General features: G+C 56.7%; 8 protein-coding genes. 6 read left to right on the forward strand and 2 right to left on the reverse strand.

All coding sequences use genetic code 11. From position 1 onward, the window contains the following. The first annotated feature begins 92 nt into the window (after positions 1-92). The gene (gene mak / locus QMG44_RS00440; RefSeq protein ID WP_032677501.1) at positions 93-998 is read left to right on the forward strand and encodes a fructokinase; all 906 of its coding nucleotides are present in this window, start codon (positions 93-95) and stop codon (positions 996-998) included. A 59-nt stretch (positions 999-1,057) separates the two neighbouring features. Here the strand turns inward: mak and sbcC are convergent, their stop codons facing one another. Continuing rightward, a complete protein-coding gene (gene sbcC, locus QMG44_RS00445; RefSeq protein ID WP_281852980.1) occupies positions 1,058-4,189 on the reverse strand; it encodes an exonuclease subunit SbcC in 3,132 nt (1,043 codons plus the stop codon). Beyond that, a complete protein-coding gene (gene sbcD / locus QMG44_RS00450) occupies positions 4,186-5,391 on the reverse strand; it encodes an exonuclease subunit SbcD (protein WP_032677503.1) in 1,206 nt (401 codons plus the stop codon). The genes sbcC and sbcD overlap by 4 nt, the downstream gene beginning before the upstream one ends. Before the next feature lie 186 nt (positions 5,392-5,577). Here sbcD and phoB point away from each other — a divergent pair, with 186 nt between their 5' ends. The 5 genes from phoB (at position 5,578) to malZ (ending at position 12,739) form a co-directional block, all read left to right on the forward strand. Next, on the forward strand, positions 5,578-6,267 hold the full coding sequence (phoB, locus tag QMG44_RS00455; RefSeq protein ID WP_008503265.1) for a phosphate response regulator transcription factor PhoB: 690 nt from the start codon (positions 5,578-5,580) through the stop codon (positions 6,265-6,267). Positions 6,268-6,288: 21 nt separating this feature from the next. Next, positions 6,289-7,584: a phosphate regulon sensor histidine kinase PhoR gene (gene phoR, locus QMG44_RS00460; RefSeq protein ID WP_014168833.1), complete on the forward strand. Its 1,296-nt coding sequence runs from the start codon at positions 6,289-6,291 to the stop codon at positions 7,582-7,584. A gap of 409 nt (positions 7,585-7,993) precedes the next feature. Further along, complete coding sequence (gene brnQ, locus QMG44_RS00465; protein WP_014168834.1) at positions 7,994-9,313, forward strand: branched-chain amino acid transporter carrier protein BrnQ; 1,320 nt, start codon at positions 7,994-7,996, stop codon at positions 9,311-9,313. Between the two features lie 81 nt (positions 9,314-9,394). Continuing rightward, positions 9,395-10,768, forward strand: coding sequence for a proline-specific permease ProY (proY, locus tag QMG44_RS00470; RefSeq protein ID WP_014168835.1), 1,374 nt, complete (start codon positions 9,395-9,397; stop codon positions 10,766-10,768). A gap of 153 nt (positions 10,769-10,921) precedes the next feature. Continuing rightward, positions 10,922-12,739, forward strand: a complete 1,818-nt coding sequence (gene malZ / locus QMG44_RS00475; RefSeq protein WP_032677504.1) for a maltodextrin glucosidase — start codon at positions 10,922-10,924, stop codon at positions 12,737-12,739. The last annotated feature ends 142 nt before the right edge of the window (positions 12,740-12,881 follow it).

The raw sequence follows: 12,881 nt of genomic DNA on the forward strand, positions 1-12,881 counted from the left end.
CGGGCATGATAACGAATTGTCGCATCGCTTGCATTGCTAATCGGGAAGCGGGCTTCTACTCTGTTGATAATCAAAATAATGAGGAGTGTCTTGTGCGTATTGGGATTGATTTGGGCGGCACCAAAACAGAAGTCATCGCACTGAGCGAGCTGGGGGAGCAACTGTTCCGCCACCGTCTGCCTACGCCGCGCGATGATTATCACCAGACTATCGAGACGATTGCCCGGCTGGTCGACATGGCTGAGCAGGCGACAGGGCAGACCGGCACCGTTGGGATGGGGATCCCGGGCTCAATCTCGCCCTATACCGGGGTGGTTAAAAACGCCAACTCCACCTGGCTCAACGGTCAGCCTTTTGATAAAGATTTAAGTCAGCGCCTGAACCGGGAAGTGCGTCTGGCAAATGACGCCAACTGTCTGGCCGTCTCCGAAGCCATTGACGGTGCCGCCGCAGGGGCCCAGACCGTTTTTGCGGTCATTATCGGGACCGGCTGTGGCGCAGGCGTGGCCCTGGGCGGGCGTGCCCATATTGGCGGCAACGGTACGGCGGGCGAGTGGGGACATAACCCCCTGCCGTGGATGGATGACGATGAACTTAAATACCGCGCCGAGGTGCCGTGCTATTGCGGCAAGCAGGGCTGTATTGAGACGTTTATCTCCGGCACCGGTTTTGCCACCGATTATCACCGCCTGAGTGGCCAGCCACTCAAGGGGAACGAGATTATGCGCCGGGTCGGGGAACACGATCCGGTGGCTGAGCTGGCTCTCAGCCGCTATGAAATGCGGCTGGCGAAATCCCTGGCGCACGTGGTGAATATCCTTGACCCTGACGTGATTGTGCTCGGCGGCGGGATGAGCAACGTCGACCGTTTATATGCCACGGTGCCGAATCTGGTGAAGCAGTGGGTCTTCGGGGGTGAGTGTGAAACCCCGATCCGCAAAGCGGTGCACGGGGACTCCAGCGGCGTGCGCGGCGCCGCGTGGCTCTGGCCGCTATAGCCATTCTCCCTCTCCCTACGTGAGAGGGGCAGGATGAGGGGCCCTCATGCAGGGCACCCTCACTCCACCGCAAACACCTTATCCAGCTTGCTATACCCCAGCCCGTTAATCTTCTTCACTTTGATCTGCACCGGGATCCGCTCTTTCATCGCCTCGACGTGGCTAATCACGCCAATGGTTTTCCCGGTGGCGTTCAGCGCGTCGAGCGCATCGAGGGCGGTATCCAGCGTTTCGCTGTCGAGCGTGCCGAAGCCTTCATCCAGGAACAGCGAATCGATGCGTGTCTTGTGGCTCACCAGATCGGAAAGCGCCAGCGCCAGTGCCAGGCTAACAAGGAAGCTTTCGCCGCCGGAGAGGGTACGGGTATCGCGCACCGCGTCCGCCTGCCAGGTATCCACCACTTCGAGTTCCAGCGCATCGCTGACCTTGCGCTGCAGCAAATAGCGCCCGTGCAGGCGATTTAGCTGCTGGTTGGCAAGCCAGACCAGATTATCCAGCGTGAGCCCCTGGGCAAACTTACGGAACTTGTCGCCGGTGCTGGAACCTATCAGCGAATTCAGATAGCTCCAGTCATCGGCCAGCCGCGCGGCCTCTTCAATATGCTGCATGAGCGCCAGCTGGTGCTGACGGTTATCGCTGTCCTGTTTAAGCTGCTGGCGGATTTCACCCTGATGAGTGGTGTTCTCCCGAAGCTGTTGCCCGAGTTGCTGTAGCTGCAACTGCAGGGTTGGCGCGTCGAGTTCCAGCCCTTCCGGTCGCTGCGTCTGATGAGCCTGCAGCTGCTGGTTTGCCTGTGCGAACAGCGCGGTTGCCTGCTGAAGCTGGTTTTCCAGGGTCTGCTTACGGTGTTCAAGACGGCGGATGGTCTCTTTATCAAGCAGTGCAGCCAGAAAGGCCTCCCGATCGGCGAAGCAGCTTGCGGTCAATGCGGCGGTAAAATGCGTCGTGGCGTGCTGCAGTCGCTCGCTTTCGAGGCTTTCCTGCTGTTGCAATGTGGCAAGCTGGCTCTGAAGAGAAACGCATTCGTCGTGCGTTTCGCGCCAGTTATCAGGAATGGCCGGTTCGGTTTCTGTGTCGTTTGTGGCGGGCAGGGTGTCGAGCAGCGGCATCAGAGCCGTCATGCGCTCCTGCATGACGCCATGCTGAGTCTGTTTTTCCTGCCACTGTGCGAACTCGGTTTCTCGTTCGTTCAGCCAGGCAGCCTCTGTGCCTTCTTCCGGGACGTTGAGTGACAGCGTCAGCAGGGTCGTTTCCAGCGCCTGGCGCGTGGCCGTCAGCTGCTGTTGATACTGACGCGCCTGCGCGTCCTGTTCATTCAGCTGTTGCTGCAGCGTCAGACGCTGGCTCAGCTGGTAAAGCTGACGCTCATACTGCTCTTGTTCGTTCATCCACGGGGCAATATCTTCCTGAATATTCAGAGTGATATTCAGGGACGCGCAAACCGATTGCCACTCTTTAGTGAGCGCTTGCTCCTCCTGAGAGAGCGTCTGAGCGTCGTCTGTCTCACGCTGGATCTGCCGGGTCAGGGCATTCACCTGACCGAGAACTAACAATCCTTCCTCTTTAAGCGCAGCGACCTCTTTGGCTAACTGGTCGCGACGCTGCTGGTTGGCACTCAGCTCCAGCGCCTGATAGGCAGTGACCGCCGGGTGCGAGGTTGAGCCGCACAGCGGGCAGGGCTGTCCCGCCTGCAGCTGCGCACGCTCTGCCTCCAGACTTTTAATCTTCTCTTCCTGTCTGCAGAGCGTTTCAAGATCCAGATAATGTTGGTTTTTCTCTTTGTACTGCTGGCGGCGCAGCGTCAGCGTTTCATTGAGTTTTACCTGCTCTGCCTGGGCTTTCTGCAGGCTTTCACCGTTCTGGCGCAGACGTTGTTGCAGCGGCAGATAACGGGCCTGAAGCGACATCAGCCGCTGGCGGAAAGTCCGTGACTGAGCCTGTTGCTCCATCGCCACGCTGACCTCGTCAGCCGTGAGCGTCAGGGCGTTTTCCGGCATCTCTGCCAGCTTCTGGCGTAATTCAGCAATGCGCGTGGAAAGCGTGGCGATCTGATTTTTATCGCGATTCAGCTGTGCAAAATGGGCGCGCCAGCCTGCTATCTCCTGGCCCCACTGACGATACCGCTCGTGCTCTGCCAGCCACTGTGCCAGCGCCGTAAGGTCGGTCTGCAGTTGTGCATGGCTACGCTGGGCCGTATTACGGATACGCGAGCGCAGCGCGGTTTTTGCTTGTAAGCGAGCATTTACTTCAACAATGCGTTGCTTCGTTTGCCCCAGCCGGGTGGTTTGCTCTTGCTGGCTGTCCCACAGTGGACGCAGCTGGGCGGCGGGGTGAGCAAGCTGGAGCGTTGCCAGCTCGGGCGCAGCCTCGGTCAGTGCCTGTTGCGCCTGTTGCTGCAAGGTGGCAACGCGCTGCTGCTCACGTATAAGCTCGTCATTGCGCGTAAGCCACTGAAAATCTTTCTGTTGATTCTGCTGTTGCGCCAGCAGCGTTTTTTCTTCGTCAGTAAGTGCCTGCAAACTTTGCTGTAACTGCTGCTGTTGCTCTTCACTCAACAACACGACGCCTGCAGCCTGTGCTTCATGCACCTCAAGGGCGTTACGCGCGGCTTTGTGTTTCTCAAACACCATGGCGGAAATCTGCCCGTAGATCTCGGTTCCGGTCAGTTCTTCCAGCAGTTCGGCGCGGTCGGAAGGTCTGGCATTGAGGAAGGCGGCAAATTGCCCCTGAGAGAGCAGCATTGAGCGGGTAAAACGGCCATAATCCAGCCCGGTGAGGGCGGCCGTTTGTTCCAGCTTATCCGACACTTTGTCGGCCAGAATTTTACCGTCCTCACAGCGTGCCAGCTCGACGCGTGGGGCCTGAAGATTACCGTCGGGCTGATTTCGCGCGCGGTTCTGACTCCAGAAAGCGCGATAGGCAATACCTTTGACTTCAAACTCAACTTCGGCAAGGCATTCGGCCGTGTCGCGCGTCATCAAATCGTTTTGTGCCTGGGAGACTTTCTGCAGGCGTGGCGTTTCGTGATACAGCGCCAGACAAATGGCGTCGAGCAGGGTCGTTTTCCCTGCGCCGGTAGCCCCGGTAATCGCAAACAGTCCGTTGCTGGCAAACGGCTCCGCGGTAAAATCGATTTTCCACTCACCCTTCAGTGAGTTGAGGTTTTTCAGACGCAGGCTGAGGATTTTCATGCGTTTTCATCCTCATCGTTCAGGGCATGCAGGGTGTGCGTAAACAGCTCGTTCAGCCGTGCGCGTTTCGCGTCGTCAATCTCCTCGTGGGAGAGCCGGCGTTCAAAAACCTCTTCCACCCTGAGTTCGCTGAGCGTTTCGCGCTGAGCGCCGAGCAGAATTTTCTCGCGCTGCTCGCGGCTGCGGCGCACCAGTAGCACCTCTACCGGCAGGTCTTCCGTGAGTACCTGAATTTTACGCTGTACATCATGCAGGTAGTCGCCGCTGGCGATCTCAATATCCAGCCAGACCGGCGGGTTTTGTTCCACGCCGCGCCACTGTTCAAGCTGGGCGGTGATGGCGTCCAGATCGCCTTTCAGCACCGCCAGCGGCTGGGTGACGGGCACTTCCAGCGTGTCAACGGCGCTGAGCTTGCCGTCGCTAAAGCTCACCAGATGGACACTTTTGGCTTTGCCGGTCTCATCAAAACTCAGTGAGATGGGCGAACCGCAGTAGCGAATGTGCTCGCAGCCGCCGATAACCTGCGCCCGGTGGATATGCCCGAGGGCAATATAATCCGCGGGCGGGAAGTTTTGTGCCGGGAAAGCATCCAGCGTGCCAATATAAATGTCACGCACCGCGTCGCTTTTGCTGGCCCCAACGGTGGTGAGGTGCCCGGTGGCAATCACCGGAATCGCCTGGTCGCCGCGAAGGGCACAGGCCTGGGCATGCTGCTGGTGGTAATAGTCGGTGATGGCCTGCAGCAAATGCTGCTGTTTTTCTGCGCCGGAAAGCCCCGCCTGGCTTTGGACAATATCGCGCGGGCGTAAAAATGGGATCGGACACAGTACCGCACCCGGCGTCCCGTCGCGCTTTTTCAGGATCTGCGGCGCATGTCCTGCGCTGGCCACCACGGTAGTATTGAGAAACGCCAGAATATCGCGGGATTCATTTAACGTTGCGACGGAATCATGGTTGCCGGCAACAATCACCAGATGACAGCCCGTTTGCTGCAGATTGACGACAAAACGGTTATATAACTCGCGCGCATAGCTGGGGGGCGAGCCGGTATCGAAGATGTCACCCGCCACAATAATGGCGTCCACCTCATGAGAGCGGGCCGTATCCAGCAGCCAGTTCAGGAACGCTTCGTGTTCAGCCGCCCGGCTTTTGCTGTAAAAATTTTGACCCAGATGCCAGTCAGAGGTGTGTAGTATGCGCATTGCTGATCCGTGGCGAAAAAGAGAAAGCAGGATTATAAACTGTCAGGGAACAAAAATAACCGCTGTAATAAAACAACAGTTTGCCCTTTATAGTGGTACTGTTTTTCATAAATCTGTCATAAATCTGACGCATAATGACGCCGCATTACAAACTTGTAACTTAAATAAGATAAAACAGGGCAAAGTATGGCGAGACGTATTCTGGTCGTAGAAGATGAAGCTCCGATTCGTGAAATGGTGTGCTTCGTGCTCGAGCAAAATGGCTTCCAGCCGGTTGAGGCGGAAGATTATGACAGCGCGGTGAACCAGCTGAATGAACCCTGGCCCGATCTGATTCTGCTCGACTGGATGTTGCCTGGCGGCTCCGGGCTGCAGTTTATCAAACACCTGAAACGTGAAGCGCTAACCCGCGACATACCGGTTGTGATGCTCACGGCGCGCGGTGAAGAAGAGGATCGCGTACGCGGTCTGGAAACGGGGGCGGACGATTACATTACCAAACCGTTCTCACCGAAAGAGCTGGTTGCCCGCATTAAAGCCGTGATGCGCCGCATTTCACCGATGGCGGTGGAAGAGGTGATTGAGATGCAGGGACTGAGCCTTGACCCTACCTCACACCGCGTCATGACCGGTGAAAATCCCCTCGATATGGGGCCTACCGAATTTAAACTTCTGCATTTCTTTATGACTCACCCGGAGCGCGTATACAGCCGCGAACAGTTGCTGAATAACGTCTGGGGAACTAACGTGTATGTCGAAGACCGGACGGTTGACGTACATATCCGCCGCCTGCGAAAAGCGCTGGAACTGAGCGGCCACGATCGCATGGTGCAGACGGTCCGCGGCACGGGTTATCGTTTTTCAACCCGTTTCTGAACAATGACAGGAGTGTGACGCGTGCTGGAACGTCTGTCATGGAAAAGGCTCGTCTTTGAACTGATCTTATGCTGTATTCCGGCCTTCATTCTGGGGGCCTTTCTTGGATATTTGCCGTGGTTTCTGCTGGCGTCGGTTACCGGGCTTCTGATCTGGCATTTCTGGAACCTGCTGCGCCTCTCGTGGTGGCTGTGGGTTGACCGAAGTATGACGCCTCCGCCGGGAAGCGGAAGCTGGGAGCCGCTGCTGTACGGTCTGCACCAGATGCAGATGCGTAACAAAAAGCGGCGTCGGGAGCTGGGAAGCCTGATCAAACGCTTCCGTAGCGGCGCTGAGTCGCTGCCGGATGCTGTCATTCTGACGACCGAAGAAGGGACGATCTTCTGGTGTAACGGCCTCGCGCAACAGCTGCTGGGCCTGCGCTGGCCGGACGATAATGGCCAGAACATCCTCAACCTTCTGCGTTATCCCGAGTTCACGCTGTACCTGAAAAAGCGTGATTTTACCCGCCCCCACAACCTGAAGCTCAATAATGGGCGCCATCTGGAAATCCGTGTGATGCCTTACAGCGACCAGCAGTGGCTGATGGTTGCCCGTGATGTCACCCAGATGCACCAGCTGGAAGGGGCGCGACGCAACTTCTTTGCCAACGTCAGCCACGAATTACGCACTCCGCTGACGGTGCTTCAGGGGTACCTGGAGATGATGCAGGAGCAAACGCTGGAAGGCGCGCCGCGCGAGAAAGCGTTGCATACGATGCGTGAACAAACGCACCGTATGGAAGGGCTGGTGAAACAGCTGCTGACGCTCTCGAAAATTGAGGCCGCCCCCTCGCTGGCATTGAATGACACCATTGATGTGCCGATGATGCTGCGGGTGGTGGAGCGCGAAGCGCAGACGTTAAGCCATAAAATGCATCAGCTGACCTTCGAGGTCGACAACACGCTCAAGGTGCTTGGCAGCGAAGATGAGCTGCGCAGCGCCATTTCTAATCTGGTGTATAACGCGGTGAATCATACGCCAGCGGGGACGGATATCGTGGTGCGCTGGCAGCACACGCCAACGGGCGCTGAGTTCAGCGTAGAGGATAACGGGCCGGGGATCGCACCTGAACACATCCCGCGTCTGACCGAGCGCTTCTACCGGGTGGATAAAGCGCGCTCACGGCAGACCGGCGGCAGCGGTCTGGGGCTGGCTATTGTGAAACACGCGGTGAATCATCATGAAAGCCGTCTCGATATTCAAAGCACGCTGGGTAAGGGAACCCGCTTCAGTTTCGTTATCCCGGAACGATTAATTGCCAAAAAGATCGCCTGACGACAGGCGTGTCAGTTTACCTTTCCACGGGCCAGCGTTTGCTGGCCCGTTTGCTTTGCAGTCAAGCGAAACGCGGCTGAATATTATACGGCTGGCTGTTTTTTGTTCGCATGATTAGCCATGGGTTTTTCTTATAATTAGCGTATTGTGCTGGTCTGATTTTTGATGCTGGCATATTGTTCTGGTTTCACGATCCCATCTTGCCTTTAAACGTTATAAGCGTTTAAATTGCGCCCCAGATACTGTCATACCGACTGTATTTGCGTGGTAAATCGAAAAACTATTCTTCTCCACGCCAGGACGGGAGCATATCCCGCTGAAATTGAGCAAATTTTCCGCTGTATCGTCCCGTCAGGGATAGCGAAAATCTCAATGTTTTCAACACCACATCCACAGGCAGTAAGGTTTTATGACCCATCACTTAAAATCGCGTGACATCATCGCGCTGGGCTTTATGACATTTGCGCTGTTCGTTGGCGCAGGCAACATCATTTTCCCCCCAATGGTTGGCTTACAGGCGGGTGAACACGTCTGGACCGCTGCGTTTGGTTTCCTGATTACTGCTGTGGGTCTGCCGGTACTGACCGTCGTCGCGCTGGCGAAAGTCGGTGGTGGCGTTGATAGCCTCAGCACTCCGATTGGCAAAGTGGCCGGCATTCTGCTGGCGACCGTCTGTTATCTGGCCGTTGGCCCGCTGTTTGCGACCCCGCGTACCGCGACCGTATCCTTCGAAGTGGGGATTGCCCCGCTCACTGGCGATGGCGCGATGCCGCTGTTTATCTACAGCCTGATCTACTTCGCGATTGTGATTCTGGTTTCCCTTTATCCGGGCAAGCTGCTGGATACCGTGGGTAACTTCCTGGCTCCGCTGAAAATCGTGGCGCTGATTGTGCTGGCGGTTGCGGCCATCGTCTGGCCCGCAGGCCCGATTAGCGATGCGATGGACGCCTATAAAAACGCCGCGTTCTCCAATGGCTTTGTGAACGGCTACCTGACGATGGATACGCTGGGCGCAATGGTATTTGGTATTGTTATCGTGAATGCCGCACGTTCCCGCGGCGTGACGGAAGCGCGTCTGCTGACTCGCTACACCATCTGGGCTGGCCTGATGGCCGGTGTGGGGCTGACGCTGCTGTACCTGGCGCTGTTCCGCCTGGGCTCAGATAGCGCCATACTGGTCGATCAAAATGCCAACGGCGCGGCGATCCTCCATGCCTACGTGCAGCACACCTTTGGTGGTGCGGGTAGCCTGCTGCTGGCGGTACTGATTTTCCTGGCGTGCCTTGTCACCGCCGTGGGGCTGACCTGCGCCTGCGCTGAGTTCTTTGCTCAGTATCTGCCGCTCTCTTACCGTACGCTGGTCTTTATCCTGGGCATCTTCTCCATGGCGGTGTCAAACCTCGGTCTGAGCCACCTGATTCAGGTCTCTATCCCGGTGCTGACGGCCATCTATCCGCCGTGTATCGTGCTGGTGGTGCTGAGCTTCACCCGCCCGTGGTGGAACAACTCGTCGCGAATTATTGCGCCAGCCATGTTTATCAGCCTGATTTTTGGTATCCTTGACGGGATTAAAGCATCCGCCTTTGCGCAAATACTGCCAGCCTGGACACAGCGTCTGCCGCTGTCCGAGCAGGGCCTGGCCTGGTTGATGCCTACCGTTGTTGCACTGGTTCTGGCTATTATCTGGGATCGTGCTGCAGGGCGTCAGGTCGCATCGAACGCCCATTAATCAACGGCAACAAACTGTTTAACCACGGGGCTTAAGGCCCCGTGGTTTTTTGTTTTTTTCGAGTTGAATGGCAAGATTTAAATGGAAAGCACTAACAAACTCAAACGTGGACTCAGCACCCGCCACATTCGCTTTATGGCGCTGGGATCCGCTATCGGTACCGGTCTTTTTTATGGCTCGGCAGATGCCATTAAAATGGCCGGTCCCAGCGTTCTGCTGGCCTACATCATCGGTGGCGTGGCTGCGTATATCATCATGCGCGCCCTCGGGGAGATGTCGGTTCACAATCCGTCTGCCAGTTCGTTCTCGCGCTATGCGCAGGAAAACTTAGGCCCGCTGGCGGGCTTTATCACCGGATGGACCTACTGCTTCGAAATTCTGATTGTGGCTATTGCCGACGTTACCGCCTTTGGTATCTACATGGGCGTCTGGTTCCCCGCGGTTCCGCACTGGATCTGGGTGCTGAGCGTGGTCCTGATCATCTGTGCCGTCAACCTGATGAGCGTGAAGGTGTTTGGCGAACTGGAGTTCTGGTTCTCCTTCTTCAAAGTTGCCACCATTATCATCATGATTATCGCGGGCTTCGGGATCATCATCTGGGGTATCGGCAACGGCGGTCAGCCAACGGGGATCCATAACCTCTGGAGCAACGGCGGCTTCTTCAGCAACGGCTGGCTCGGCATGGTGATGTCGCTGCAGATGGTCATGTTTGCCTACGGCGGGATCGAGATTATCGGCATTACCGCCGGGGAAGCGAAAGACCCGGAGAAATCCATTCCGCGCGCCATCAACTCAGTGCCAATGCGTATTCTGGTGTTCTATGTGGGGACGCTGTTCGTCATTATGTCCATCTACCCGTGGAACCAGGTGGGCACTAACGGCAGCCCGTTTGTGCTGACCTTCCAGCATATGGGCATCGCGTTTGCCGCCAGCATCCTGAACTTTGTGGTGCTGACCGCCTCGCTTTCGGCAATCAATAGTGACGTCTTTGGCGTGGGCCGCATGCTGCACGGAATGGCGGAGCAGGGCAGTGCGCCTAAGGTGTTTGCCAAAACCTCTCGTCGCGGCACGCCGTGGGTGACGGTAATGGTAATGACCGTAGCCCTGCTGCTGTCGGTCTACCTGAACTACATCATGCCGGAGAATGTGTTCCTGGTGATTGCGTCGCTGGCGACCTTCGCGACCGTGTGGGTGTGGATCATGATCCTGTTGTCGCAGATTGCGTTCCGTCGCCGTCTGTCACCGGAAGAGGCGAAAGCGCTGAAGTTCAAAGTGCCGGGTGGGGTGGTGACAACCGCTGTCGGTCTGGTCTTCCTGGTCTTTATCATCGCCCTGATTGGCTATCATCCGGATACCCGTATCTCCCTTTATGTGGGCTGCGCGTGGATCGTCCTGCTGCTGCTGGGCTGGATGTTTAAATGCCGCCGAGACCGTCAGCTGGCGCAGGCACAGTAATCTTCCCTCTCCCCGCAGAGGGACTGGAAGGAGGCATCCGCTCACACTGATGCCTCCTCCCCCGTCCTCCTCCCTCAATAAACCTCGTCATGATGAGCTAACCTTAACCACCCTGTGGCAAGGTGACGTCAATTTCATCAAAGGGGATTCGTGATGTTAAACGCCTGGCACCTTCCGGTTGCCCCATTTGTTAAGCAAAACAAAGACAACCTTGTGATTACGCTCTGGCTGGCGGGGGAAAATCAGCCTGAACGCGTGACGCTACGCGCCGAAATTGATAACGAAGAGACCGCGCTGAAAATGCATAAGCAGCGCAGCCAGCCGCAGCCCGGGATCACGGCGTGGCGGGCAAACATCGATTTAACCCGTGGACAGCCGCGTCGTCGCTACAGTTTTAAACTGCTGTGGAATAACCGCCAGCTGTGGTTTACCCCGCAGGGGTTTAGCCGTTTTCCGCCGGCCCGGCTGGAGCAGTTTGCCGTCGATTACCCGGACAATGGCCCGCAATGGGTTAACGATCAGGTGTTTTACCAGATTTTCCCGGACCGCTTTGCCCGCAGCGAAAAGCGCACTGCAGACCAGGACAAGGTTTATTACCACCACGCAGCAGGTCACGACATTATCCTCAAAGCATGGGATGAACCGCTGACCGCGCAGGCAGGTGGCTCGACGTTTTACGGCGGCGATCTCGACGGGATCAGCGAAAAACTCCCGTACCTGAAAAAACTGGGCGTGACGGCGCTGTACCTTAACCCGGTGTTTAAAGCCCCGAGCGTGCATAAATACGACACCGAAGATTATCGTCATGTTGATGAGCAGTTTGGCGGCGATGCCGCGCTGCTGCGCCTGCGACAGAACACTAAAAACGAAGGGATGCGCCTGATTCTGGACGGCGTGTTCAACCACAGCGGGGATTCGCACGCGTGGTTTGACCGTCATAACCAGTCGATGAGCGGGGCATGCCATAACCCGGATTCGCCGCAGCGTGACTGGTACAGCTTTAATGAAGAGGGCTACGCGCTGGATTGGCTGGGCTACCCAAGCCTGCCGAAGCTGGATTTCCAGTCGCCTTCTCTGGTCAGCGAAATCTACGGCGGTGAAGACAGCATTGTCCGCCACTGGCTTAAGGCACCATGGAACATGGACGGCTGGCGTCTTGACGTGGTGCATATGCTGGGTGAAGCGGGCGGAGCGCGTAATAACCTTCAGCACGTTGCAGGTATCACCCGCTCAGCGAAAGCCGCGCAGCCGGAGGCCTTTGTCTTTGGCGAGCATTTTGGCGATGCACGCCAGTGGCTGCAAGCCGATGCAGAAGATTCGGCCATGAACTACCGCGGTTTTACCTTCCCGCTATGGGGATTTCTGGCGAACACCGATATCTCTTACGATCCGCAGCATATCGACGCCGAAACCTGTATGGCATGGATGGATAACTACCGCGCCAGCCTGTCGCATCAGCAGCAGTTGCGGATGTTTAACCAGCTGGACAGCCACGATACCGCACGTTTTAAATCCCTGCTTGGCAAGGATGTGGCGCGCCTGCCGCTGGCCGTTACCTGGCTCTTCACCTGGCCTGGCGTGCCGTGCATTTACTACGGTGATGAGGTGGGGCTGGAGGGGAACAACGATCCCTTCTGCCGCAAAACCTTCCCCTGGGATCCGGCGAAGCAGGACAAGGCGCTGCTCAGCCTGTACCAGCGTCTGGCTAAGCTTCGTAAACAGAACCAGGTGCTGCGTTACGGTGGCTGTCAGGTGGTGTATGCCCATGATAACGTGGTGGTGTTTGCCCGCGTCTACAACCAGCAACGCGTGCTGGTCGCCATCAACCGCGGAGAAGCCTGTGAAGTGGTGCTGGATGACTCTCCGTTGCTGCACGTGAAGGCGTGGCAACGCAAAGAGGGTAAAGGCACGATTCAGGAAGGCATTCTCTCCTTACCGGCCATTTCCGCCTCCATCTGGTTCGGAAATTAATCGTCATCAGCAACCGGTTTATTTCCCGGTTGCTGAAAATTCCCCTAAGTTGTTCGGTTAATTTCAACAGAGGGGACAAATATCTTTACTATCCGCTCAATCAATTCTCGCTATACTCAAATTGCTTTATCAGTCAGGGCCC

The sequence above is a fragment of the Enterobacter sp. 200527-13 genome, from assembly GCF_027924865.1.
GTDB lineage: Bacteria > Pseudomonadota > Gammaproteobacteria > Enterobacterales > Enterobacteriaceae > Enterobacter > Enterobacter ludwigii.

Excerpts from the sequence above, each read along its gene's own strand:
- sbcC (WP_281852980.1), bottom strand. The coding sequence starts at position 4,189 with ATGAAAATCCTCAGCCTGCGTCTGAAAAACCTCAACTCACTGAAGGGT.
- sbcD (WP_032677503.1), bottom strand. The coding sequence starts at position 5,391 with ATGCGCATACTACACACCTCTGACTGGCATCTGGGTCAAAATTTTTAC.
- phoB (WP_008503265.1), top strand. The coding sequence starts at position 5,578 with ATGGCGAGACGTATTCTGGTCGTAGAAGATGAAGCTCCGATTCGTGAA.
- brnQ (WP_014168834.1), top strand. The coding sequence starts at position 7,994 with ATGACCCATCACTTAAAATCGCGTGACATCATCGCGCTGGGCTTTATG.
- proY (WP_014168835.1), top strand. The coding sequence starts at position 9,395 with ATGGAAAGCACTAACAAACTCAAACGTGGACTCAGCACCCGCCACATT.
- malZ (WP_032677504.1), top strand. The coding sequence starts at position 10,922 with ATGTTAAACGCCTGGCACCTTCCGGTTGCCCCATTTGTTAAGCAAAAC.